Below are 24,828 nucleotides of genomic sequence, written 5' to 3'. Positions count from 1 at the left end.
TTTCCGTTATTGGGCTTGTGTGCCTAGAACGCGCCGTGCCTTTTCCAGGTCTTCAGCAGTATCGACGCCGAGCGGAATGGAGCGAATGATTTCTGCATCGATCCGCATGCCGGCTTCCAGAGCTCGCAACTGCTCGAGTGATTCGCGTCGTTCAAGCACAGATGGCGAAAGAGACACGAATTTCTCCAGCGCGGAACGGCGATAGGCATAAAGTCCAATATGGTGAAAGAGGGGACCTTTACCATGGGGCGCAGTGGCGCGTGTAAAGTAGAGTGCCTTGAGACGCGTGTCCGAAATGGGGGAACCCACCACCTTCACCACATTGGGGTTGGTCTTTTCACTCTCTTCGGTAATCTCCACCGTCAATGTGGCGATATCTGTTTCCGCATTGTCGAGTGGACGTACGGCAGCGCGAATGGCATCGGCTTCAATTGTGGGTAGATCGCCCTGCACATTGATAACCGTTTCGGCGTGACGATCAGGGTCAATTGCCTGCAAAGCCTCGAAAATGCGGTCCGAACCGGATTGGTGGTCATTGCGTGTCATTACGGCTTCGAAGCCTGCCTGCCGAACAGCGTCACAGATGCGCTGGTCGTCGGCCGCCACAACGATTCGCCCAACATCTGCTTCCGCAGCGCGATGCGCGACCTGAACGATCATCGGCATGCCGCAAATATCCGCAAGCGGCTTGCCTGGCAGTCGCGTGGATGCCATGCGGGCCGGGATAAGCACCAATGTTTTGGCCGAATTCAATTTATGCATCGCCGGTCCTTCAAATGTTGGTAGAAAAGTGGCAAAAGGTCTCAGTGTCGGGACCACAATCGTGTTGCAACTGTCAAGCAAAAGACATAGGTTCCGCCCGATTTCAAGATCGTCCGGCTAGATCTTCGCCGGCTGCAATGGGGAGCGTTTCCATATGAATTCATACGTGAACATGGGCGTTGGGGCGCTGCTGGGCACTGTCTTCGTTCTGATGTCTGTATCTATCCTGTCAGAGGGGATCTTTCATTCGGAAGCTCCGGAAACGGCAGGTTTTGCCATCGCCGCTGCGGAACCGAGCGATGGTGCCGGTGCACCGGCTGCTGTCGAAGAGACGCCGATCGCCGTTCTTCTGGCAAGCGCCGATGCCGGTCGTGGTGAAAGCGTATTTAAGAAGTGTGCGAGCTGTCATGACGCCACCAAGGGTGGCCCAAACAAGGTCGGTCCGAACCTTTGGGGTGTCGTCGAGCGCCCGATCGCCTCGCATGAGGGCTTCAGCTATTCGTCTGCAATGCAGGACTTCTCACAGGGCGGTTCGGTCACCTGGACCTTCGAAAACCTGAACCACTTTCTGATTGCGCCGAAGAAACTCATCTCCGGTACTGCCATGGGCTTTGGCGGATTGAAGAAAGACAGCGAACGCGCCGACCTGATTGCCTACCTTCGCAGCCTGTCTGATTCGCCGGTTGCGCTTCCTGAGCCGCCAGCAACGAACTGATCGCCTTCTTAAAAGCGTGTTCTTTTAAATATGCCCGGCATCGCGTCGGGCATTTTTCATTTTCCGTCAGAGTATCAGCCAGGTCCAGAAGGACACTGTGGCAACACCGACAACGGTGGTGATGGTAATCGTTGAAGCGGTGAGGCCATGACCGACGCCAAACCGGTTGGCTATAAGCCAGGCATTGATGCCGGTTGGCACCGCAGACGTCAGCACCATGGCCGCAGTCTGATCAGGGCTGAGCCCAAGCAAATGCGATGCGCCCCATACGCAGGCTGGCAGCAGGAAAAGTTTCAGCCCTGAAATGACGCTGGCCAGGCCAATATTTCCGGAAATCCCGTATTTGTTGAGCGCCATGCCAAGAGAGATAAGGGCTGCCGGCGCTGCAATGCCGGCAATCTGTTCGAGAACCGTGTCGATGACATGGGGCAGCGGCAAACCGACAAAGTGAACTGCAAGGCCTGCAGCAAGGCCGATGACCAACGGGTTGCGAAGGAGATTGAATGCGATCTGTTGTAGAAGAAGGGGAAAGCTTCGGGAGGCATGTCCGCTCACCGTGCGGTCGGCATTTTCCATCAGAACGGTGCCCGTGACCATCATCAGCGGCAGGTGAATGGCAAGCAGGATGGACAGAGCAACGACCCCGTCGGGGCCGACAATTCGGCTGACGAGCGGCAAGCCGATGAAAACATTGTTAGCAAACGCACTGGAAACACCCGCCAGCACGCCAGCACGCGCATCTCGTCCGAAAAAGCGCGTGGCGATAATATGTCCGGTTGACCAGGTGATGGCGACGCCGGCGAAATAGACCGCCCACAGACGGAACGGTGAGACGCCGTGGAAATCGGCGCTCGATATCGTCTTGAACAGCAATATCGGGACCGCAACCTTGAAAACGAATTCGCCGAGCGCGTCTCCGATATGGTCTTTCAGGAAATTTGTTCGGACGAGTCCCCATCCGAGAAGGATGAGCAGGAAGATGGGCGTGACATTGATTGCAATTGTGTACATGAAGTCCGGCCTTGGCGGCGGAGAGGAAAAACCAAGGTCTTACCGCTCAGTGAGCGTTCTTGCAATCTCGCCGATGTTGACGCCGTTCGAACGGCCTCGGCTTCGCAGATCGTCCGGTCGCCAGTACATCCGTGGTCGACCGTGGATCTCGAAGCCGTAGCCGCATCATGCGACTGGTGCGCGAAGGCTTCAGAATTGGTGAAGCCATATTCGCGTGGTTTTCGAATAGCGCGCCAAGGTTACAACTGCATGACATCAGGGCATTCGTCTCAAAAAACGCCGCAACGCTTTAAATGCACGGAAAAAACGTTATGAGAGGTCAGACAATCGCAAACGCGGAGATCAAGGTTTCATGAGCAAATACGACGTCCTCACCATCGGCAATGCGATCGTCGATATTATTTCCCGTTGCGATGACAATTTTCTGAGTGACAACGGGATCGTCAAGGCTGCAATGAACCTGATCGATGCCGAGCGCGCCGAGGCACTGTATGCCAAGATGGGGCCAGCCGTGGAAGCATCCGGCGGAAGCGCTGGCAACACGGCAGCCGGCATTGCCAATCTGGGCGGCAAGGCTGCCTATTTCGGCAAGGTCGCCGAAGACCAGCTTGGCGAGATCTTCGCGCATGATATCCGAGCGCAGGGCGTCTATTACAAGACAAAGGCAAACGGCACATTTCCGCCGACGGCGCGCAGCATGATCTTTGTGACGCCGGACGGTGAGCGATCCATGAACACCTATCTCGGCGCCTGCGTTGAGTTTGGACCGGAAGACGTTGAAGCAGATGTGGTCGCGGAAGCGAAGGTCACCTATTTCGAAGGCTATCTCTGGGATCCACCGCTTGCAAAGCAGGCCATCATCGATTGCGCGCGTATCGCTCACGAACACGGTCGCGAAATGTCCATGACATTGTCCGACAGCTTTTGTGTGCAGCGGTATCGCGATGAATTTCTCGAGTTGATGCGCTCAGGAACCATCGACATCGTCTTTGCCAATACCCAGGAGGTTCTGGCGCTCTACGAGACCGAGGATTTCGAGGCGGCACTCGACAAGATTGCCGACGACTGCAAGATCGCAGCCGTCACCATGAGTGAAAAGGGTGCCGTCATCGTGAAAGGTGACGAACGCATCTATGTCAAAGCGACGAAAATCGTGGAGTTGGTGGATACCACCGGCGCCGGAGACCTGTTCGCCTCTGGCTTCCTCTATGCCTATACGCAAGGACGATCACTCGAGGATTGCGGCAAGTTTGGCTGTCTCGCAGCTGGCGTTGTGATCCAGCAAATCGGCCCTCGGCCTTCGACATCGTTGCCGCAGGCCGCCAAGGACGCAGGTCTTATCTGAACGCTTCTCCGGGATAGGCGCCCCAGATTTCTCTTTGCGCCACCCATCCCTCGATTTCACCGGTTTCGGCGCGGCACCAGTTGCCGGTGCACTCGTCGAGCTTCATGATCACGCCTGGCTGCAGCTTGGCGATGATTGCCGCTGTATCCAGCGAATCGCGCCGCATATTGACGAACACATCGTCTGTATTGCCCCGCATCCAGGGGGCGGCCACCGCTGTTCGCTCGCCTGAAAGCAGGCTCTGGCTGACCCAGCCTTCGGTTCCATCGGCATCGCGTACGCGACGCCAATTTTCATATTCCTGGATAATTTCGACGGGCAGGCCGGATTTTAGGTAGAGCCATGACACGGCATAGTCGGTACCCGGGCCGACACGCAAATTGACGCGCGCCGCTTTAAGGCTGACAAAGCGGGGCAAAGGAAGCCCGCTTGGGCCTTTCGAGGTCGATTGCGCTGCTGTTGGCAGCGATGCGGCGAGCAAAAGAAGGGCCGCTATGGTGAGGCTGGAAACGAATTCGATGAAGTGTTTACGCATGACGAACCCGCTTGATTCAAGAAGGGAAAGGCTACTTCCACGATCGGCGAATGCTGCAGCGCGGTAGGGAAATCCTGTCGCCGCATGCGAGTTTTGTTTGTCTTCGCCGACGGGTTTGGTAGAAAATGGCTCGATAGGCGAATTATCGCCTGCTTTGGTTAACGACTTCTGAACAAGGCCTTAAATCCGTATGACGACCAGGAAAAAGCCGAAGGTTTACATCACCCGGAAGTTGCCGGATGCGGTGGAAACGCGCATGCGCGAGTTGTTCGATGCTGAACTCAACATTGAGGATAAGCCGCGCACGCAGCCGGAACTGGTCGCGGCGATGAAGACGGCTGATGTTCTGGTGCCGACGGTGACAGACCGCATCGACGCCGCGTTGATCGAGCAGGCAGGCCCGGATCTGAAACTGATCGCAAGTTTCTCCAACGGATATGACCATATCGACGTCGATGCCGCTGCCCGCAAAGGTATCACGGTCACCAACACACCCAATGTCTTGACCGAAGACACCGCCGACATGACCATGGCGCTGATTCTCTCTGTCCCCCGGCGACTGGCCGAGGGGTCACAGATACTGACCGACGACGCCGGAAAATGGGCTGGCTGGACACCAACCTGGATGCTGGGACACAGGATTTGGGGAAAGCGCATTGGTATCGTCGGCATGGGACGGATCGGCACGGCGGTTGCCAAGAGGGCCAAGGCATTCGGCCTTTCCATTCACTACCACAACCGAAACAAGGTAAGCCCAGCGACCGAGGATGAGTTGGAGGCAACTTATTGGGATAGTCTCGACCAGATGCTGGCGCGGGTCGACATCGTATCGGTCAATTGCCCATCCACGCCTGCCACCTATCATCTGTTGTCTGCACGGCGTCTCGCGCTGATGCAGCCCAACAGCTATATCGTCAACACGGCCCGCGGCGGAATCATCGATGAGAATGCCCTGATCCAGTGCCTGAAAGAAAACAAGATCGCCGGTGCCGGTCTCGATGTGTTTGAAAATGAGCCGGCCATCAATCCGAAGCTGTTGAAGCTGGCAGAACAGGGCAAGGTCGTGCTGCTGCCGCATATGGGCTCAGCGACGATCGAAGGCCGTATCGACATGGGTGACAAGGTGATCATCAATATTCGTACGTATTTCGACGGTCATCGGCCGCCCAACAGGGTGCTTCCTGGTCGCAGCTGATCGTCAGGCCAGCGTCTTCCGCATCTCGATATAAGTCACGCGATCGAACCCATGGTGGCTTCGCTCGGCTGTCTTCTCAAAACCCCAGGCCCCAAAAGCCGCGTGGTTGTTGATCAGTTCGATACGTGTGTGCAGCCGTAGCTGCTTGCAGCCCATACGTTTGGCACGGCTCTCCGCCTTTGCCAACAAAGCTCTGCCTATGCCCTTGCCTTGCACATCGGGCGAAACGGCGAGCTTGCCGACATAGATCGTGTCAGGCCGCTCCTCCCGGCAGAATATGCAACCGACAATGCTTTCGCCGTCCAATGCGACAAAACCGATCTCGTCCTTGGCCATCTGCTGAAGGCTCTGCACGGTAAGCGTCAACGCAGACGAGGGTGGCTCGATCTTCCCGTTCATATAGGCAAATGACGAGAGAATGAGATTGAGCAATTCCTGCCAGCGATCGAATTCCGGGTCGATCGCAACAATGGTGATCATATCGTCTTCCGCCGTTTGTATCGAATTGTGTCGAAGCGCGCTGATAGCGCGTCGTAAAGCAGAAGCTTGCCAACCAGCGGCGCGCCTGTGCCTGTCAGAAGCTTGATGACCTCCATGGCCATCAGCGTGCCGATAACGCCAGTCAGCGCACCGATAACGCCGGCCTCCGCGCAGGACGGCACAAGTCCTTCCGGCGGCGGTTCTGGGAAGAGATCGCTGTAGCGCGGATTATGGTTCCCCTCGCAGTCCTGCTCGTACGGCTTGAGCACCGTCAGCGAACCATCGAACCGCCCGACAGCGCCGCTCACCAACGGAATATGTGCAGCCTCGGCAACGTCGGCAGCCACGTAACGCGTCTCGAAATTGTCAGAGCCGTCCACCAGCAGGTCGTAGCCGCCGATGATCGATGGGGCCAACTGCAAGGTGAAACGATCATCGTAGGTAACAACACGGATCTCGGGATTGAGCCGCATAAGGGCTGCCCTTGCACTCGCAGTCTTGGCATCCCCGATGGTGCCAGTGTCGTGAATGACCTGCCGCTGCAAGTTGGATAGCGATACACCGTCGTCATCAACAATGCCGATAGTGCCGATGCCAGCCGCCGCCATATACTGAAGCGCCGGAGATCCAAGCCCGCCAGCTCCGACCATCAGAACGCGGGCAGCTTTCAGCTTCTGTTGTCCTGTTCCGCCGATCTCTGGCAGCAGGATGTGACGCTTGTAGCGCTCGATTTCGTCTGGGCTTAAAGGATCCATACCGCTCATTCTGACATTCTTTGAGGCTGTGCGTGAAGGCTTTATCAGACAGATAATGTCCCATCGCTGACTGTCACGAAGTGAGCGCGGTCGCCAAGTGCAGAAAACATGCTTTGATCCGTACCCGTCATGATGGCCTGCCCACCGATCGCATCTATGCGGTCGAACAACATTGCGCGCCGCGCCTCGTCCAGATGGGCGGCGATCTCGTCCAGAAGCAATATCGGCGCATGCCCGGTCAGGTTCGCGACAAGCCGTGCATGGGCGAGGATTAGCCCGACCAGCAGCGCCTTTTGTTCGCCCGTCGAACAACGCGCAGCCTCCATGTTCTTTTCGCAGTGGCGGATTAACAAGTCGGCGCGATGTGGCCCATCGAGTGTCCGCCCTGCGGCCGCATCGCGAAAACGTCCATCGGCCAGCATGTCGAAATAGCGGTCTTCAAGATCGATGGCCGGTTGATCCAGCTCGCCATCCAGAAATCCGCTTACGGTGAGTTCGGCTGAGGGAAAATCATCTGCGTCATCATCATGCTGGGTAATCAGGCCCGTTAGCAGCCCGAGCATCTCTTGTCGGGCAACGGCCATGGCAATTCCGAGCGATGCCATCTGTCGTTCGATTCCAGATATCCAGGTGGGATCGTATCGGCCTTCGGTCAAAAGCCTGTTTCGGCTGCGCATGGCGCGCTCGAAGTCACTCGCCCGGCGCCCATGGGCCGGGTCCAAGGATAAAACCAGCCGGTCGAGAAATCGTCGCCGGTCCGACGAAGGCCCCGTGAAAAGGCCGTCCATCGCAGGTGTTAGCCATAACACACGCAGGTGATCCGTTAGTTCGTCATTGGACTTGGTCGGGGTTCCATTGATCCGCAATCGGCGAACCTGACCTTCTTCACCACTCTCTGTGCCTGTCCCGAGTTCGACCGAGCCGTCCATGCCTTCAATTTCCGCAAAGACAGAAAATCCGCCCGGCGCCCCCACACGGGCGACATCAGCAAGAACCGCGCGTCTCAGCCCGCGTCCCGGTGACAGAAAGGACACCGCTTCCATCAGGTTCGTCTTTCCCGATCCGTTGGAGCCGGTCAGCACAACATGACGCGCATCGAGCGCCAGAGAGGCGTGCACGTAGTTACGAAAGTCAGTGAGTTTCAGACGGCGAATATGGACCTTGTGCGTCATGAGGCTCTGCAATTGGTAATGTCCATGAGCTAGGCCGATTGGCAGGTAAAAGCAAGTTTACCCCTGATCCAATTCATGGATTGCCGGGCGACTTGTGTGCGCCCGGTAGGCTTGATTTGAGATTGTGCCACATGCGTTCCCCGATATAGAATGTGAGTCATCACCCGCTGGGAATTGGCTTATGGGCAGTATGCACGAGGATGAGCTGACGCCCGAAGAGGCAAGACTTGATCACTGGCAGATGTTGCGGTTTCTCGCTCTTAATGCAGCATTCGGCGCGGTGCTGGGTCTGGGTGTCGCTGTCGCGCTGATCCTTCTCGATCTGGGCGGTCTGCAAACCCATCTGCGACGGGTGTCCAATCCGGCTCTGCCGGTCATCATGATTGCTGGACCATTAGCACTCACCTTTGCAGCAGCCGTGACCGGTTCGGCGATCATGTTGATGCCCTACAGGAAAAAGAAGCAGCGTTAAACGCTGGGAAAGACAGTATGGACGAGCAAGACAACCCGATCACACGGCTTGAGGAAACGGTGGCGCATCAGGGTCGCGTTATTGAGGAATTGTCAGATCAGCTGGCCGAGCAGTGGAAAGTGGTCGAGCAGACCAGAGCGAAACTCGACCGACTCACGGAACGCTTCCTGTCGATCGAGGAGCAGGTCATCGACGCGCCTGCCGATACAAGGCCCCCCCACTATTGATCGACAGGGTAGCGGTGGTGAAGACAGAACTCGGCACAAAAAAGCGCCCCGAAAGGCGCTTTCTTACATATGACTTGATTATTCGCTGAGCGTGTCGAAGAAATCCTTCATCCGGGAGAAGAAGCCGGTCGATTCCGGATTATTCTCCTTGGATGAAAGCTGCTCGAATTCCTGCAGCAATTCGCGCTGTTTCTTGTTCAGCTTCTGCGGTGTTTCAATCCGGATCTGCACATAGAGATCACCAGTCTGCGCGGACCGCAAGATCGGCATTCCCTTGCCCTTCAGACGGAACTGCTTTCCGGCTTGGGTGCCGTCGGGAACCGTCACACGGGACTTGGTTCCGTCGAGTGTGACAACATCGAAGGTGCCACCAAGGGCTGCCGTCGTCATCGAAATAGGCACGGAGCAATAAAGGTCTGCACCATCACGCTGGAAGAACTCATGTGGTCTCACCGACAGGAAGATGTAGAGATCGCCTGCCGGGCCGCCTCGAAGACCTGCCTCGCCTTCGCCTTGCAGACGAATACGTGTCCCATCGTCGATGCCGGCCGGAATGTTGACCGAAAGCGAGCGCTCTTCGGTGACGCGGCCCTGACCATGACACTTGGTGCACGGATCGGAAATCGTCTGGCCGCGACCGTGGCAGGTCGGGCAGGTGCGTTCGATCGAGAAAAAGCCTTGCGCTGCGCGTACGCGGCCCGATCCCTGGCAGGTGCCACAGGTAGTCGGCTGTGTGCCGGGTTTGGCGCCTGAACCTGAACAGACGTCACAGGTGATTGAGGTTGGAACCCGGATCTGCGCTGTCTTGCCGGTGAAGGATTCTTCCAGCGAAATTTCCATATTGTAGCGAAGGTCAGCGCCACGTTCGCGTCCACCGCTCGCCCGACCCCGTTGACCGCCGCCGCGGCCGCCGCCCATCATCTCGCCAAAGATATCTTCGAAGATGTCGGAGAAACCACCACCGCCGCCAAAGCCGCCGCCCTGGAAGCCGCCGCCACCGCCGCCCATTCCGCCTTGCTCGAAGGCGGCATGGCCGAAGCGATCATAGGCAGCCCGCTTCTGCGGGTCCTTCAGCGTTTCATAGGCTTCGTTGATTTCCTTGAACTTCTTTTCCGCCTCGGTATCGTCCGGGTTCTTGTCCGGATGGAATTTCATGGCAAGTTTGCGGAAGGCACTTTTCAGTTCCTTTTCATCCGCCGTCTTGCCAACCCCGAGGGTCTCGTAAAAATCTGCTTTTGCCATGGTTTTTTATAAAGCTCTCAAAGCTTTCCCCACACTCGCGTGGCTGCCAATCTTGTGGCCGGTCAATTTTTCACAAGCCTGCATGTCCTTGCGGAAATCCTCAGCTGCGGATTTGGCGTCGCCAAGAAGTAACTGGCGCTCCTGTTTGCCGTGTGCAAGGCCTTCCAGTGTGGACACCGCTACAAATGCAAGAGAATGTGCTGACATATCGCAGGCCGTGACCGTCTCGCCACGCTCCCGACGCGCCATGGCGCTGTCAATGAGCTTGCCCAGCGCACCGACTGAGCGCTTGAGTGCTGCGCCGTCACTGGCCTTGAGGGCCATCAGGACACGCGCTTCTTCGCTCGCAACCTTCCGATAGACATCTTCGTCCTTGCCCGTCTGGGCACTGGCACCAAAGCCATAGGCCAGCACGAACACGGCTGGCCCTAGGGCCAGCCGTTTCAGAACTGTGCGAAACAGTCGCCCTTTCATCAGGCAGACTTCTTCGTGTCTTCGTCCTTTACCTCTTCATAGTCGGCGTCAACGACATCATCCTCGGCACTGGCTTCCGAAGCGCTTTCGCCGCCTTCAGCCTGCTGTGCCTCGTAGATGGCCTGACCAAGCTTCATGGAAACCTCCATGAGAGACTGGGTCTTGGCCTGAATGTCGTCTGCATCCGGTTCGGAAGCTTCGATTGCAGTCTTCAGAGCAGCAACGCCGTCCTCGATCGCCTTCTTGTCTTCTGCGGAAACCTTGTCGCCATACTCGCTCAACGACTTTTCCGTGGAATGGATCAGGCTCTCGGCATTGTTCTTGGCTTCAACCGCTGCGCGACGCTTTTTATCCTCATCGGCGTGCGATTCGGCATCCTTGACCATCTTCTCGATGTCGGCATCCGACAGGCCACCTGAGGCCTGGATACGGATCTGCTGTTCCTTGCCGGTGCCCTTGTCCTTGGCCGAAACCTGAACAATGCCGTTGGCATCGATATCGAAGGTCACTTCAATCTGCGGAATGCCGCGTGGTGAAGGCGGAAGGCCGACAAGGTCGAACTGGCCGAGCAACTTGTTGTCCTGAGCCATTTCGCGTTCGCCTTGGCTGACGCGGATGGTGACGGCATTCTGGTTGTCTTCGGCAGTCGAGAACGTCTGCGACTTCTTGGTCGGGATCGTCGTGTTGCGATCGATCAGGCGGGTGAAGACGCCACCGAGCGTTTCGATGCCGAGCGACAGCGGGGTCACGTCGAGCAGAAGAACATCCTTGACGTCTCCCTGAAGAACGCCGCCCTGAATGGCCGCGCCCATGGCAACCACTTCGTCAGGGTTTACACCCTTGTGCGGTTCCTTGCCGAACAACTGCTTGACGACTTCCTGTACCTTCGGCATGCGGCTCATGCCGCCGACGAGCACGACTTCATCGATTTCGGAAGCCGACACGCCAGCGTCCTTGAGAGCTGCCTTGCAAGGTGCAACGGTGCGCTGGACCAGATCGTCAACCAGCGTTTCGAACTTCGAGCGCGTCAGCTTCATGGTCAGGTGCTTCGGACCGGAAGCATCAGCGGTGATGAACGGAAGGTTGATTTCGGTTTGCTGCGAGGAGGACAGTTCGATCTTGGCCTTCTCGGATGCTTCCTTGAGGCGCTGCAGAGCAAGCTTGTCACCCTTGAGGTCGATGCCCTGATCCTTCTTGAACTCGGCTGCAAGGTATTCGACCAGACGCATGTCAAAGTCTTCACCACCGAGGAAGGTGTCGCCGTTGGTCGACTTCACTTCGAAGACGCCATCGCCGATTTCAAGAACCGAGATATCGAAGGTACCGCCGCCCAAGTCGTAAACGGCGATGGTCTTGCCGTCCTTCTTGTCGAGGCCGTAAGCCAGAGCGGCAGCCGTTGGTTCGTTGATGATGCGCAGAACTTCAAGGCCTGCAATACGACCGGCATCCTTGGTGGCCTGACGCTGGGCATCGTTGAAGTATGCGGGAACGGTGATGACGGCCTTTTCGACCTTTTCACCGAGATAGGATTCAGCAGTTTCCTTCATCTTTTGAAGGATCATGGCCGAAATCTGAGCCGGGGAATAACCCTTGCCCTGCGCTTCGACCCAGGCATCGCCATTGTCACCGCGAACGATATCAAAAGGTACGAGACCCTTGTCCTTTTCGACGGTCGGATCTTCGTAGCGGCGGCCAATCAGGCGCTTGACTGCGAAGAGGGTATTGGTGGGGTTGGTAACCGCCTGGCGCTTGGCCGGCTGGCCAACGAGGCGCTCGCCATCGTCAGTGAAGGCGACCATTGAAGGCGTGGTACGTGCGCCTTCGGAATTTTCGATGACCTTCGCGTCTTTACCATCCATGACAGCGACGCAGGAATTTGTCGTTCCAAGGTCGATACCGATTACTTTAGCCATGTCATTCTCTCCTTGAAGCAGACTGTCGGAACCCGGTTGAGGCATTCATAGACAGCCCCTTGACGTGGATTGCCGTTAGGGTTGTGCAGTCGTGACTGCTCTGTATGCGGCGTATATAAGAAGCGAATTTTCCGACTGCAAGTCTTCAAATCCGGCGTTATCCAGTAAAAATAAGATATTGCGGCTCGATCGTGTTCCGTCAACGGTTGCATGCTCGCTTCCCCGAGCGCTCCGGCGCCGGGCGTTATGGAGCGATAGCCTTGCCCAAGGCATGCCACCAAACCGGATTCCCCCCTCTGCAGCGGGCAGAGGGTGACCTTAACCTCCCATAATCAGATCGAGAAGTGTCGTTTTTCGCGGCGCTGAAGGTGTGGGTTGGGTGCCGATATCTCCCGGTGGAACCGGGCCGGTCGTACCGGTCTTGCGCCCGTCTGTGCCAATTGTTGCCGGAGCGTTGGGGAAGCTGTCTTTGCCCGTAAAGACCTCGGAAATGATCTGGCTGATGGACGCAGGCTCTTCGGGTTCGCCACCTCCGCTAAGCGGCACGGATCTCAGACCCGAATGCGCTGCGGTCATGAATTCGTGCCAGGCCTTCGCCGGCAGTCCTCCGCCAGTCACTTTCTTCATCGACGTACCGTCGTCATTGCCGAACCAAACGCCGGTGGTGAGGTTGCTGGTATAACCTACAAAAAGTGCATCTCTGAAAGATTGCGTCGTGCCGGTCTTGCCCGCTGCCTGCCAGCCCGACAGCCGCGCATTTTTTCCGGTTCCTTCCGTGAGGACCCGCGTCAGCATGCTGTTCATCTCGTTCACAACAGTACCGCTGAGAACGCGGGGAGGATTGGCGTAATCTGTCTCGTAGAGCGTCTTGCCAGCGGTCGTGGTGATGCTCTTGATCACATGGGGCGTTGCCTTGTACCCCCCATTCATGAAGGGCGCATAGGCCGATGTCAGCTCGACAAGTGACACTTCAGACGTTCCAAGCGCGATCGAGGCATTGGCCTGAAGATCCGACTCGATGCCCAAGCGGTGTGCGAGCTTGACCACGCGCTGCGGTCCAACCTCCATCACCAGTTGAGCTGCAATCGTGTTCAGCGAATGCGTCAACGCATAGGAAAGCGTTACCGGTCCACGGTAATTCTTCTCGTAGTTTTCCGGTGTCCAGTTTCCGATTTTCACCGGCGCATCGTTGCGCACCGATTCCGGCGTATCGCCGATTTCCATTGCAGCAGCATAGACGAAGGGCTTGAAGGAGGAGCCGGGCTGACGCTTGGCGGTCACGGCACGATTGAACTGGCTGGTCGCATAATCTCGTCCTCCGACCAGTGCGCGAATGGCGCCTGTCCCGTCGACTGAGACAAGTGCGGCCTGTCCTGCGCGGAATTTCTTGCCATCCTTGGCGAGACTGTCGGCGATCGCCTCTTCGGCCTTCTTTTCGAGAGTCATGTCGATGGTCGTCTGAACCACGAGGTCCTGATTGACCGTGCCGATCAGGTTTTTGACGTCACTCATGACCATGTCGGCAACATATTGCCCGGCACCTGACCAGTAGCTTCGCGCCTTGGTCGGTTTTTGCGACATCGCGGTCTTCACTTCACTTTCAGTGATGAAGCCGACTTCGCGCATGGTCCCCAGCACCACCTGCGCACGCTCCTCCGCAGCCTTCGGATCACGCGCCGGCGAAAGCCTTGAAGGCGCCTTTAAAAGTCCGGCGAGAAGAGCCGCTTCGCCAAGGTTTACGTCTCGTGCAGACTTGTTGAAATATCGCCGGGATGCCGCCTCGACGCCATAGGCATTAGAGCCGAAATAGACTCGGTTCAGATACATCGCCAATATCTGATCCTTGGAGAACTTGTGCTCCAGCCAGAAGGCGAGCAGCACTTCCTGCACTTTTCGCTCGATGGTCCGCTCAGGCGACAGAAAAAGGTTTTTTGCCAGCTGTTGCGTAATCGTCGATCCGCCCTGAACCGTGTGCCCGGTCACAAGATTAGTGACGATCGCACGAGCGAGCCCCAGCGGATCTATGCCGAAATGAGAGTAGAACCGTCGGTCTTCGATCGCCACAACCGCTTCCGGAATGAAGGGAGACATCTCGTCAAGCGAAACCGCTTCGCCGCCGGTGATGCCGCGATTGGCAATCACGGCCCCGTCCACGGACACGATCTTGATGTTGGGCGGCCGGTCGGGAATAGACCAAGTGCTGGCGCTTGGCATGCGCGCGCCATAATAGACAAGAATACCGGCAACGCCGATACCGCCCCAAATACCCAGAACCACGCACCAGTAGGCCAGCCGCTTGAACAACCCGAAGATGCCACCCGAAGAGTGCCGACGCCCGCCCTTTGCTTTGCCCTTGCGAGGTTTGGAACCGGATCGGGACGACTTCGTGGTCTTCTGTTTCGAAGAACCATTCCCTGCCACACGGTCACTGGCATCCAGCCTCAAGTCGCTGCTGCTGCGGCGTCCATCAAGGGTGGGTTCGATGCGTTGTCTTGGATTGCGTTTGCCAGCCATTGCGAGCGGATCTTGCTCCTTGAGGATAATCGCCGCGTGACGCAGCGTCTCGATGGGAAGTTCGCCGAGACCCGAAAGCCTCGAATTTGAGGTGAACTTTAATTGCGGCGATTTAAGGGGACGTTAAACCTGGGTTAACCGAGTGGTTTTCAGGCGCAGCCGTGCGCGATTTTCAACGCGCCTTGTGATTGTCTTGCGGGTTGGTGCTGTCTCAGTTGCAGACATCGACCCAGGTAGCCCCGACCAGTTCCGCCATTCTTTCGGGCGAAATACGGATCGCCGAATTTGTGGAGCCGGCCGCTGGTACCACCTCGCCATAAGCCTTCAACGATGTGTCGCAATAGATTGGCAATACCGTCGCCAACCCGAAAGGGCACACGCCACCGACAGGATGACCGGTCAGTGACGCAACGTCTTCTGCGCCCAGCATTCGGGGCTTTGCTGCGAACTGATCTTTGAATTTCCTGTTGTCCAGCCGTCTCATGCCTGCCGTGACAACAAGCATGGCCTGATCGCCAACGCGTACGCAGATCGTCTTTGCGATCTGGTCAGGCTCAACGCCATGGGCATCTGCTGCCTCAGCAACGGTCGCCGAACTGGCTTCTGTCTCGATGATTACAATGTCGGGCGCGCGGTCAGCAAAGAACGCTTTTACGGAATCAAGGCTCATGCAAGTTTTGTAAAAAATGGAACCTCTTTGAGCAAGCCCAAACCCCGCAGATCGTCTTGCGTCTTGAAATTGGGGCCGGGAATAACCACCTCATGCCTATTGCGATGCTCCCTGGGTTTCCAGGATCGTCACGTAATGTTGCAAGAGCGTTTCAGTGAATAACGATTTGTTAATCACATCGCGGCAACATGAAGACGTCAGATAGGGAATTGAAGGCCGACCGGCCACAGGAACTGTCTGGAAGCATTACAGCGTTCATCGCGGGTCTGACCACGGATGTACTGGCAGGTCGTTGAATGAACGGAGGAAAGGTCGGGCTTGCCCGGCCTTTTTGCTTTTCCGGGCTGCCCGACAGATCTGTTACTTCTTAGCCAATGCGTCCAGAATGCGAATCCATGACCGGATCCCCTTATGGAAGGATTTGAGCTCGTATTTTTCATTCGGCGAGTGGATGCGATCATCGACCAGTCCGAAACCGACCAGCAATGAATCCATGCCGAGCGTCTTCTGGAAATTGCCCACAATCGGGATAGAACCACCCATGCCGATCACAACGGCTGGATTGGGCCATTCTTCCGAGAGCGCATTCTTTGCTTTTGTAAGCACAGGCGAATCATAGGACAACTGGATGGCAGGCGAGCCGCCATGTTCGTGAAACTCGACCGAGCAGTCACCGGGAATGTTCGAACGGACATAGGCGCGGAAACTTTCGCGGATCTTCGCCGGATCCTGTTCACCGACAAGCCTGAAGGACACCTTGGCGGATGCCTTCGCCGCGATGACGGTCTTGAAGCCTTCCCCGGTGTACCCGCCAGTGATGCCATTCACCTCCGCAGTGGGGCGTGCCCATGTCAGTTCCAGGATGGAGCGTCCCTTTTCTCCTGACGGAATGGAAAGGCCCACCTCGCCAAGGAAATCGGAGGAAGAACGTTCAAGCGTCTCCCAGGACGCCTTGACGTTGGAAGGTGTTTCTTCGACCCCATCGTAAAACCCGTCCAGAGTGATGCGGCCATTCTCGTCATGCAGTCCCGCCAGGATCTTGGTCAGAATATGAATGGGGTTGGCGGCAGCGCCTCCAAAAAGTCCGGAATGCAGATCGCGGTCGGCCGCGATCACGGTCACTTCCTCGCCAACAAGACCGCGCAAAGCTGCAGCGATTGCAGGTGTATCCTTGTCCCACATGGACGTATCGCAAACGAGGGCGAAGTCTGCCTTCAGTTCGTCCGTATTGGCCGTGAGAAACGGCATCAGCGATGGCGAGCCCGATTCTTCTTCGCCTTCGAACAGGATTGTAATCTTGATCGGCAGAGATCCATGCGTGTCCTTGTAGGCACGGCAGGCCTCAACGAAGGTCATCAACTGACCCTTGTCGTCCGATGTGCCACGACCGGTGATCACCTTGCGTCCGGGCTCCAGTTCCTTGAGTGCCGGCGCGAATGGATCATTTTCCCAAAGATTGAGCGGATCAACCGGCTGAACGTCGTAATGCCCGTAAAACAGGGCATGCGGCGCGTCTGGTGAAGCGGCATCATGATGTGCGACCACCATCGGGTGACCGGCGGTCTCGCGTATAGATGCCTCGAAACCGATATCGTTCAGCGTTGTCACCATATATTCGGCAGCCTTTCGGCATTCCGCCTTGTAGGCGGGGTCCGTGGAGATCGATGGAACTTTCACAAGCTCGAACAGACGCTCAAGGCTCTGGTCGAAATTCGTGTCGGCTCGCTGAAGAACGGCGGAAATGTCAGTCATGAGGGAGGTCCTGCTTTTTCGAAGGTCGCGGGACGTTATCGCAAAGCAGTGCGCGTTGCGAGACTGTTAGCGGAAAATCCCCGGCATCCACCGCAGCAGAGGTGTCAGAGTTTCTTGGAGTTCTCGATCGCCCAGCGGATATATTCCAGCATCAGTTCTTTTTCGAACCGTCGAAAGCCGGCAAACAGAAACTCGTCTGCCTCTTCGGCTGTGCTCATGGCCTCTTCACGCATGGCGCGCGCCTTCTCGGTCAGGAATACAAGTTGCGCGCGCTTGTCTTTTGGATGAGGGCGCCGCTCCACCAGACCGTCGCGCTCCATGCGTGACAATGTGTTGGCCATCGTGGCCTGCTCGATGTCGACCCGGTCCAGCAACTGCTTTTGCGTCAGGCCTTCTTCCTCCCAGAGTTCGATCAGGATGGGAAACTGGCCAGGGGAGAATCCCAGACGGGCAGCCTTCATCTGCAAAGAGCGGTTAAAGCCTTTGGCGAGTTGTGCGGCGAGATAAGTGGCGGATTCCATGCTGTCCCGGGAAATTGCTGTCATTGCCGCGAGTGTCTCCGCGAAAGGATAATAAATCGCTAGCGATGCATTTTATTTTCGATCGCTCGGCTGAAAGCGGGCATGCAAAAGCCGCCATGGCATTGGGGGGAGGACCATGGCGGCTTGAGATGAATTGGACAAAGGCCCGGAGAGGGGGATAAGGCCTTTGTCCTAGCCTGAAGCGGCGGGGGACGAGCCAACTTTCAGACGGCGGCGTGATCAAGCGCCGGTGACTATGAAATGCGCCGCCAAATGTGTTTTTTCAAGGGATAGGTCGATTACAAATCGGTAACATTGGCGTGACGCTATCTGACGCCTTCGGTCCAAGTTTGTATGGACGTGCAACACGGCCCACGCTATCCATGCAACCATGAAAAAAGGCGATCATTTATTTCTCGTTGACGGCTCGGGATTTATCTTCCGTGCGTTCCATGCCCTGCCGCCGCTGACGCGGAAATCCGATGGCTTGCCGGTGGGCGCAGTTTCGGGCTTCTGCAACATGCTCTGGAAACTCCTGACAGATGCGCGCGATACCTCTGTTGGTGTCACGCCCACGCATTTCGCTGTTATCTTTGACTATTCCTCAAAGACGTTTCGCAAGGACATCTATCCGGAATACAAGGCAAATCGTTCCGCACCACCGGAAGAGCTGGTCCCACAGTTTGGTCTCATTCGCGAGGCCACCCGCGCCTTCAACTTGCCCTGCATCGAAACCGAAGGCTTTGAAGCGGACGATATTATCGCCACGTATGCCCGCAAGGCGGAAGCAACCGGAGCAGATGTCACCATCATTTCTTCCGACAAGGATCTGATGCAGTTGGTGACCGACAATGTCCACATGTATGACAGCATGAAGGACAGGCAGATCAGTATCCCTGAGGTGATCGAAAAATGGGGCGTCCCACCGGAAAAGATGATCGACCTGCAATCGCTGACCGGTGATTCCACCGATAATGTCCCAGGCGTTCCAGGCATCGGTCCTAAAACCGCAGCTCAGCTTTTGGAAGAATATGGCGATCTGGACACGCTTCTTGAGCGCGCCGGCGAGATCAAGCAGGCCAAGCGTCGCGAAAACATTATGGCCAATACTGAGCTCGTCCGTCTGTCGCGCCAACTCGTCACATTGAGAACCGATGTTCCTTTGGAACTGGAACTTGATGCACTGGTGCTGGAGCCGCAGGATGGCCCGAAGCTGGTCAGCTACCTGAAGGCCATGGAATTCACCACGCTGACGCGCCGGGTTGCTGAGGCGACCGAGACTCAAGCCAATGCAGTGGAATCTGCGGAACTGACGGTCGAGTGGGGCGATAAGGCACATGGGCCCGATATCGATGAATCGGAAGGTGGCACTACAACTGAAGGCGCTGCCGCAACGGGTGATGCCGGGGGGGCAAAGTCACCGACGGTTCTCGCCAACGCGCGCGCAGCAGCCTTGCGCGATCAGGAGATAGACCGCTCAACCTATGTGACCATCCGCGATATGCCGACCCTGATGGAATGGATCGCATCGGCGCGCGAAACAGGGCTCGTGGCCTTCGATACGGAAACGACATCGCTCGACCCGATGCAGGCGGAACTTGTCGGCTTCTCACTGGCCATTCAAGCCAATGACGCAGCACCCGATAGCAGCAAGATCCGCGCGGCCTATGTGCCTCTGGCCCACAAGAACGGACATGGCGATCTGCTCGGTGGCGGTTTGGCCGAGGGGCAGATTTCGTTTGACGATGCCCTGGTGGTGCTGAAGGATCTACTGGAAGATCCATCCATTCTGAAGGTCGCGCAGAACCTGAAATACGATTATCTGGTGATGAAGCGCCACGGTGTCGCCATTCAGAGTTTCGATGACACCATGCTCATCTCCTATGTGCTGGAAGCCGGCAATGGCACCCACGGTATGGATGCCTTGTCCGAGCGCTGGATCGGCCACAAGCCGATTGCGTATAAGGATGTGGCAGGCTCCGGCAAGTCGGCGCTCACCTTTGATCTGGTCGAGATCGACAAGGCCACCACCTATGCCGCTGAAGATGCCGATGTCACACTGCGCCTCTGGCTTGCCTTGAAACCGCGCCTTGCGGCCGATCGCCTGACAACAGTCTACGAACGTCTGGAAAGGCCACTGGTGCCCGTTCTGGCCGATATGGAAGCGCGGGGCATTTCGGTCGACCGTCAGATCCTGTCGCGCCTTTCCGGCGAACTGGCGCAAAAGGCCGCAGCCTTTGAAGACGAAATCTACAAGCTGGCGGGCGAGCGTTTCAATATCGGTTCACCGAAGCAACTGGGCGATATCCTGTTCGGCAAGATGGGGCTGCCCGGCGGAAGCAAGACCAAGACAGGCCAATGGTCCACGTCGGCGCAGGTCCTCGAAGATCTCGCCGCAGAGGGCGAGGAACTGCCCCGCAAGATTGTCGATTGGCGCCAGCTTACCAAGCTGAAATCGACCTATACCGACGCGCTTCCAGGCTATATTCATCCGCAGACAAAGCGTGTTCATACGTCCTATTCGCTCGCATCGACCACGACCGGGCGCTTGTCATCGTCAGAACCCAATCTGCAGAACATTCCAGTGCGCACCGTCGAGGGTCGAAAGATACGGACGGCCTTCATTTCAACGCCCGGGCATAAGCTTCTGTCTGCAGACTACAGCCAGATCGAACTGCGTGTGCTGGCTCATGTGGCCGATATTCCGCAGCTTCGTCAGGCGTTTGAGGATGGCATCGACATCCACGCGATGACCGCGTCCGAGATGTTCGGCGTTCCGGTCGAGGGCATGCCGTCGGAAGTTCGTCGGCGGGCAAAGGCCATCAACTTCGGCATTATCTACGGCATTTCCGCCTTTGGTCTGGCCAATCAGCTTGGCATTGAGCGATCTGAGGCAGGCGAGTATATCAAGAAGTATTTCGAGCGTTTTCCGGGTATCCGCGATTATATGGATCAGACCAAAACCTTTGTCCGGGAACACGGATATGTCGAAACCATCTTCGGCAGGCGTGCGCACTATCCGGAGATCAAGTCGTCCAATCCGTCCATGCGGGCCTTCAACGAACGCGCAGCCATTAATGCCCCGATCCAAGGCTCTGCTGCCGATATCATTCGCCGGGCCATGGTGCAGATCGAACCCGCCATTGCGCAGGCGGGTTTCGCCGAAAAGGCGCGCATGCTGCTACAGGTCCATGATGAATTGATCTTCGAAGTCGAAGACAAGGCCGTCGAGGCTGTCACGCCATTGGTGGTCAGCGTCATGGAACAAGCAGCAATGCCTGCCATTTCCATGAGGGTGCCACTCAAGGTGGATGCCCGTGCCGCCCATAACTGGGACGAAGCGCATTAGCACCATCGCCCATAGAAATTCAGCCGACAAGATGTTTTGCATCTCGTCGGCTGTCCACGACACAATCAATTTTTAACAATCAGCGGCAGATCTTTTAGCCGGTTTTGCCCATGCGAAGCGCGCGTCGTCGCTCCACCCGGGCCCGGATCGCTTCGATATTCGTCACCGGTGTCGCTGCAAATAGCTGTTGGGTGTAGGGATGTGTCGGATTGGCAAATACCTCTTCCCGGCTTCCCTTTTCGACCACTTCCCCTTGCGACATCACCATTACATCGTCAGCGATATATTTGACCACAGAGAGATCATGGCTGACGAAAACATAGGTCAGGTTAAACTCTTCCTGAAGGTCGGCGAGCAGGTTCAACACCTGTGCCTGCACAGAAAGGTCAAGCGCCGACACAGGCTCATCCAGCACCAGAAGCGTCGGATTAAGCATCAGTGCACGGGCGATGGCGATGCGCTGCCGCTGTCCGCCCGAAAACATGTGCGGGTAACGGTTAAAATGCTCCGGGCCAAGGCCGACTTTCACCAGCATGGCTTCTGCGCGCTCCTGGCGTTCAGCGGTGGAGACGGATGTATTGATTACCATCGGCTCCATCAACACGTCGCCGATCTTCTGGCGAGGATTGAGGCTGCCATAGGGGTTCTGAAAGACCATTTGCACCTTGGATCGCAGTCCCCGACCGGGACGACGGCGGCTGATATCCACCACGTCTCCGTCCATCCGTAGTTCTCCGCTGGATGGCGCGTCGATCAGCGCGATGATACGGGCAAGGGTCGACTTGCCCGAACCGCTTTCACCGACAATCGCGAGGGTCTTTCCCTGCTCAACCGCAAAGTCCACGCCTTTCAGCGCCCGAACGGTCTTCGCGCCACCAAACATGCCGCCGGGAACATGGTAATCTTGGGTGATGGCCTTGCCTTCAACGGTGAAGTTCATTGCACACCCTCCTGCCCGAAGAAGTCTGAAACGGTCGACAGACGATCACCGGTCGCATGTTCCGGCAGAGAAGCCAGCAAGGCCTTGGTATAGGCGTGCTGCGGCGCTTCAAACAGGCTCAGTACATCGGCCTCTTCCATCTTGCGTCCCTTGTATTGCACAACGACACGGTCGGCTGTTTCTGCAACCACGCCCATGTCGTGCGTGATGAGGATCAGGGCCATGCCATATTCTTCCTGCAAGTCCATCAACAGGTCGAGGATCTGTTTCTGGATCGTCACGTCGAGCGCGGTGGTCGGTTCGTCGGCAATCAACAGGCGCGGTTTGGATGCAATCGCCATTGCGATCATGACGCGTTGGCATTGCCCACCGGACATCTGGTGCGGATAGGATTTGAGCTTGGTCTCCGGTTCGGGAATGCCGACGGATTTAAACAGTGCAAGCGCTTGCGCACGCGCGTCTGCTCCTGACAGTCCGAGATTGAGACGCAGGACTTCCTCGATCTGGAAACCGACCGTGAATGATGGATTGAGCGAGGCAACCGGTTCCTGGAAGATCATGGTGATCTCCCGTCCGATCAGCCTGCGTCGATCCTGTGCCGACATGTGAAGTATGTCCTGACCGTCAAACGTCATCTCGTCGGCAGTCACGGTCGCGGTATCCGGCAAAAGGCCCATTACTGCGAGCATGGAAACAGATTTTCCGGAGCCCGATTCACCAACGATGGCCAGAACTTCGTGCTTGCTGACGGACACATCGATGCCGTCGACAGCGGTAAAAGCTCCGGCAGCGGTGGCGAACTTGACAGTCAAATTCTTGATATTGAGCAGGCTCATCGCTTAGCTCCGCTTCAGTTTGGGATCGAGCGCATCACGCAAACCGTCACCCATAAGATTGATGGCAAGCACCGCGATCAGGATCGCCAGGCCCGGCAAGGTCACCACCCACCACGCGCGCAGAATGAACTCGCGCGCTTCGGCCAGCATCGTGCCCCATTCCGAAGCCGGCGGCTGTGCGCCCATGCCAAGGAAGCCCAAGGCTGCGGAATCGAGTACGGCCGACGAGAATGACAGCGTTGCCTGAACGATCAGAGGTGAAAGACAGTTGGGCAGAATGGTCTTGAACATCAGGCGCAGATTGCCGGCACCGGCAACGCGGGCGGCGGTCACATATTCGCGCTGAAGTTCGCCCATCACCGCAGCGCGTGTCAGGCGCGCAAAATGCGGTTGGTAGACGATCGCGATGGCGATCATCGCATTGGTGAGTCCGGGTCCCAGAATGGCCACCAGCACAAGAGCCAGCAGCAGCGACGGGAATGCCAGGATCACATCCATCACACGCATGATGACCGTATCGACCCATCCGCCGAAGAACCCTGCCAAAAGGCCGATGAAAATGCCTCCGACAAGTGCGATCGATACCACCACGATACCGATAAACAGCGAATACTGGGCGCCGTAAATCAGCCTTGACAGCATGTCGCGGCCGACAGCATCCGTGCCAAGCAAAAATTCGGCACGCCCACCTTCTTGCCAGAACGGCGGCAAGAGAAGGAAGTCACGATACTGCTGGGTCGGGTCGTGTGGCGCCAGTATCTGGGCAAAGAGCGCCACAAAGACCAGCAATGCGAATACAGCCAGACCGACAACCGCACCGCGGTTCTGTCGGAAGTAGAACCAGAAGTCGGCCAGCATCTGTCGACGGATGGCAGCACTTGAGAGCTTGACGCCCGTCTGTGTCGTCATATCGCTCATTTGTGACGAATCCTCGGATTGATGAGACCATAGGTGAGGTCGACAAGCAGGTTCACGATCATGACCAGTGCCGCAATCAGCAGCAGGCCGCTCTGCACCACCGGATAATCGCGGCGGGAGATGGAGTCGATCATCCACTTGCCGATACCCGGCCAGGAAAAGATGGTTTCTGTCAGGATGGCACCGGCCATAAGCACGCCGACCTGAAGGCCGATCGTGGTGATGACAGGGATCATGGCATTGCGCAGTGCATGGATGCCGACAACACGGGAGGGCGGCATGCCCTTGGCGCGCGCTGTCCGCACATAGTCTTCCCCCATCACTTCCAGCATGGCCGAGCGCGTCTGCCGCGCGATGACGGCAAGCGGAATAGTGGCCAGCACGACGGATGGCAGGATGAGATGCGACAATGCCGAAGCAAAGGCGCCCTTCTGGCCTGACAGCAGGCTATCGATCACCATGAAGCCCGTCACCGAAGGGAAATAATACATCAGCGAGATGCGGCCCGAAACCGGCGTCCATTGCAGGATGCCGGAAAACAGGATGATGAGAAGCAATCCCCACCAGAAGATTGGCATGGAAAAGCCGATCAGCGCACTGGTCATGGAGATCTGGTCAAACCACGAGCCGCGCTTGATGGCGGCAATCACGCCAACGGGAACGCCGATCAGCGTGGCGATCAGGATCGCCGCGATGCCAAGTTCTGCGGTCGCTGGAAACAGCGCCAGGAACTCAGTCAGCACGGGTTTCTTTGTCACCAGGGAATAGCCGAGATCGCCATGCAGCAACCGGCCCAGAAATTCGAAATACTGTGCCCAGATCGGCCTGTCGAAGCCCAGGATGGCTGACAGTTCCGCATGGCGCTCAGGCGTAATACCGCGCTCGCCCGCCATCAGCAGCACTGGGTCTCCAGGCAGCACGCGGACAAAGGCGAAGGCAATGATCGTTATCCCGAGGAATGTCGGGATCAGATAAAGAAGTTTGCCAAGAATGAACCGGATCATGGACCTATCCTGAAAAGAGCGCGCGG

The 24,828-nt window shown here is 57.0% G+C and carries 23 protein-coding genes; 6 read left to right on the top strand and 17 right to left on the bottom strand.

Going from position 1 to position 24,828, the window contains the following annotated elements; all coding sequences use genetic code 11:
* Positions 1-6: 6 nt before the first annotated feature.
* Positions 7-762, bottom strand: coding sequence for a 3-deoxy-manno-octulosonate cytidylyltransferase (locus tag ACQQ2Q_RS06640; protein ID WP_428186224.1), 756 nt, complete (start codon positions 760-762; stop codon positions 7-9).
* A gap of 154 nt (positions 763-916) precedes the next feature.
* On the opposite strand from ACQQ2Q_RS06640, the gene ACQQ2Q_RS06635 reads away from it, so the two are divergent.
* A complete protein-coding gene (locus tag ACQQ2Q_RS06635; RefSeq protein ID WP_428186223.1) occupies positions 917-1,477 on the top strand; it encodes a c-type cytochrome in 561 nt (186 codons plus the stop codon).
* Positions 1,478-1,543: 66 nt separating this feature from the next.
* On the opposite strand, the gene ACQQ2Q_RS06630 is transcribed toward ACQQ2Q_RS06635, so the two are convergent.
* Positions 1,544-2,488, bottom strand: a complete 945-nt coding sequence (locus tag ACQQ2Q_RS06630; protein WP_428186222.1) for an AEC family transporter — start codon at positions 2,486-2,488, stop codon at positions 1,544-1,546.
* 352 nt (positions 2,489-2,840) lie between these two features.
* On the opposite strand from ACQQ2Q_RS06630, the gene ACQQ2Q_RS06625 reads away from it, so the two are divergent.
* Positions 2,841-3,833: an adenosine kinase gene (locus tag ACQQ2Q_RS06625; protein WP_428186221.1), complete on the top strand. Its 993-nt coding sequence runs from the start codon at positions 2,841-2,843 to the stop codon at positions 3,831-3,833.
* Here ACQQ2Q_RS06625 and ACQQ2Q_RS06620 read toward each other — a convergent pair.
* Complete coding sequence (locus ACQQ2Q_RS06620; RefSeq protein ID WP_428186220.1) at positions 3,826-4,368, bottom strand: SH3 domain-containing protein; 543 nt, start codon at positions 4,366-4,368, stop codon at positions 3,826-3,828. The genes ACQQ2Q_RS06625 and ACQQ2Q_RS06620 overlap by 8 nt on opposite strands.
* A 190-nt stretch (positions 4,369-4,558) precedes the next feature.
* Here ACQQ2Q_RS06620 and ACQQ2Q_RS06615 point away from each other — a divergent pair, with 190 nt between their 5' ends.
* Positions 4,559-5,563 (top strand): 2-hydroxyacid dehydrogenase, encoded by a 1,005-nt coding sequence (locus ACQQ2Q_RS06615; RefSeq protein WP_428186219.1) that lies wholly within the window; start codon positions 4,559-4,561, stop codon positions 5,561-5,563.
* Positions 5,564-5,566: 3 nt separating this feature from the next.
* Here the strand turns inward: ACQQ2Q_RS06615 and ACQQ2Q_RS06610 are convergent, their stop codons facing one another.
* Genes ACQQ2Q_RS06610 through recF form a run of 3 tightly spaced genes read right to left on the bottom strand, consistent with a single transcriptional unit; the run spans position 5,567 to position 7,970 of the window.
* Positions 5,567-6,040, bottom strand: coding sequence for a GNAT family N-acetyltransferase (locus ACQQ2Q_RS06610; protein ID WP_428186500.1), 474 nt, complete (start codon positions 6,038-6,040; stop codon positions 5,567-5,569).
* The gene (locus tag ACQQ2Q_RS06605) at positions 6,040-6,798 is read right to left on the bottom strand and encodes a molybdopterin-synthase adenylyltransferase MoeB (protein WP_428186499.1); all 759 of its coding nucleotides are present in this window, start codon (positions 6,796-6,798) and stop codon (positions 6,040-6,042) included. Before ACQQ2Q_RS06605 ends, ACQQ2Q_RS06610 begins: the two co-directional genes overlap by 1 nt.
* Positions 6,799-6,842: 44 nt before the next feature.
* Positions 6,843-7,970: a DNA replication/repair protein RecF gene (gene recF, locus ACQQ2Q_RS06600; protein ID WP_428186218.1), complete on the bottom strand. Its 1,128-nt coding sequence runs from the start codon at positions 7,968-7,970 to the stop codon at positions 6,843-6,845.
* Positions 7,971-8,151: 181 nt separating this feature from the next.
* Between recF and ACQQ2Q_RS06595 the strand changes: the two genes are divergently transcribed.
* Positions 8,152-8,442, top strand: coding sequence for a hypothetical protein (locus tag ACQQ2Q_RS06595; RefSeq protein WP_428186217.1), 291 nt, complete (start codon positions 8,152-8,154; stop codon positions 8,440-8,442).
* 17 nt (positions 8,443-8,459) lie between these two features.
* Positions 8,460-8,669, top strand: a complete 210-nt coding sequence (locus ACQQ2Q_RS06590; protein ID WP_428186216.1) for a SlyX family protein — start codon at positions 8,460-8,462, stop codon at positions 8,667-8,669.
* A 78-nt stretch (positions 8,670-8,747) separates the two neighbouring features.
* Here the strand turns inward: ACQQ2Q_RS06590 and dnaJ are convergent, their stop codons facing one another.
* The 7 genes from dnaJ to ACQQ2Q_RS06555 all read right to left on the bottom strand — a co-directional run bounded on the left by dnaJ (position 8,748) and on the right by ACQQ2Q_RS06555 (position 17,755).
* Positions 8,748-9,911, bottom strand: coding sequence for a molecular chaperone DnaJ (dnaJ, locus tag ACQQ2Q_RS06585; protein ID WP_428186215.1), 1,164 nt, complete (start codon positions 9,909-9,911; stop codon positions 8,748-8,750).
* Positions 9,912-9,917: 6 nt separating this feature from the next.
* Complete coding sequence (locus tag ACQQ2Q_RS06580; RefSeq protein WP_428186214.1) at positions 9,918-10,385, bottom strand: hypothetical protein; 468 nt, start codon at positions 10,383-10,385, stop codon at positions 9,918-9,920.
* Positions 10,385-12,298: a molecular chaperone DnaK gene (dnaK, locus tag ACQQ2Q_RS06575; RefSeq protein WP_428186213.1), complete on the bottom strand. Its 1,914-nt coding sequence runs from the start codon at positions 12,296-12,298 to the stop codon at positions 10,385-10,387. The genes ACQQ2Q_RS06580 and dnaK overlap by 1 nt, the downstream gene beginning before the upstream one ends.
* A gap of 318 nt (positions 12,299-12,616) precedes the next feature.
* Positions 12,617-14,812, bottom strand: a complete 2,196-nt coding sequence (locus ACQQ2Q_RS06570; protein WP_428186212.1) for a transglycosylase domain-containing protein — start codon at positions 14,810-14,812, stop codon at positions 12,617-12,619.
* A 211-nt stretch (positions 14,813-15,023) separates the two neighbouring features.
* A complete protein-coding gene (locus ACQQ2Q_RS06565) occupies positions 15,024-15,482 on the bottom strand; it encodes a YbaK/EbsC family protein (protein ID WP_428186211.1) in 459 nt (152 codons plus the stop codon).
* Positions 15,483-15,842: 360 nt separating this feature from the next.
* A complete protein-coding gene (locus ACQQ2Q_RS06560) occupies positions 15,843-17,234 on the bottom strand; it encodes a dipeptidase (protein ID WP_428186210.1) in 1,392 nt (463 codons plus the stop codon).
* A 104-nt stretch (positions 17,235-17,338) separates the two neighbouring features.
* Positions 17,339-17,755, bottom strand: coding sequence for a MarR family winged helix-turn-helix transcriptional regulator (locus ACQQ2Q_RS06555; protein WP_428186498.1), 417 nt, complete (start codon positions 17,753-17,755; stop codon positions 17,339-17,341).
* A gap of 391 nt (positions 17,756-18,146) precedes the next feature.
* Here ACQQ2Q_RS06555 and polA point away from each other — a divergent pair, with 391 nt between their 5' ends.
* On the top strand, positions 18,147-21,104 hold the full coding sequence (gene polA / locus ACQQ2Q_RS06550) for a DNA polymerase I (protein ID WP_428186209.1): 2,958 nt from the start codon (positions 18,147-18,149) through the stop codon (positions 21,102-21,104).
* Between the two features lie 94 nt (positions 21,105-21,198).
* On the opposite strand, the gene ACQQ2Q_RS06545 is transcribed toward polA, so the two are convergent.
* From ACQQ2Q_RS06545 to ACQQ2Q_RS06530, 4 genes are read right to left on the bottom strand one after another with little or no spacing between them, the layout of a single operon-like run.
* Positions 21,199-22,044, bottom strand: a complete 846-nt coding sequence (locus ACQQ2Q_RS06545; protein ID WP_428186208.1) for a dipeptide ABC transporter ATP-binding protein — start codon at positions 22,042-22,044, stop codon at positions 21,199-21,201.
* Positions 22,041-22,880: an ABC transporter ATP-binding protein gene (locus tag ACQQ2Q_RS06540; RefSeq protein ID WP_428186207.1), complete on the bottom strand. Its 840-nt coding sequence runs from the start codon at positions 22,878-22,880 to the stop codon at positions 22,041-22,043. The genes ACQQ2Q_RS06545 and ACQQ2Q_RS06540 overlap by 4 nt, the downstream gene beginning before the upstream one ends.
* Before the next feature lie 3 nt (positions 22,881-22,883).
* Positions 22,884-23,798 (bottom strand): ABC transporter permease subunit, encoded by a 915-nt coding sequence (locus ACQQ2Q_RS06535; protein WP_428186206.1) that lies wholly within the window; start codon positions 23,796-23,798, stop codon positions 22,884-22,886.
* The gene (locus tag ACQQ2Q_RS06530) at positions 23,795-24,802 is read right to left on the bottom strand and encodes an ABC transporter permease subunit (RefSeq protein ID WP_428186205.1); all 1,008 of its coding nucleotides are present in this window, start codon (positions 24,800-24,802) and stop codon (positions 23,795-23,797) included. Before ACQQ2Q_RS06530 ends, ACQQ2Q_RS06535 begins: the two co-directional genes overlap by 4 nt.
* Positions 24,803-24,828: the final 26 nt, after the last annotated feature.

This window comes from Agrobacterium sp. ES01 (genome assembly GCF_050320885.1).
Classification (GTDB): domain Bacteria; phylum Pseudomonadota; class Alphaproteobacteria; order Rhizobiales; family Rhizobiaceae; genus Allorhizobium.
Note: the sequence above shows the minus strand (reverse complement) of the source record. Positions and strands in the feature narration are given on the sequence as shown.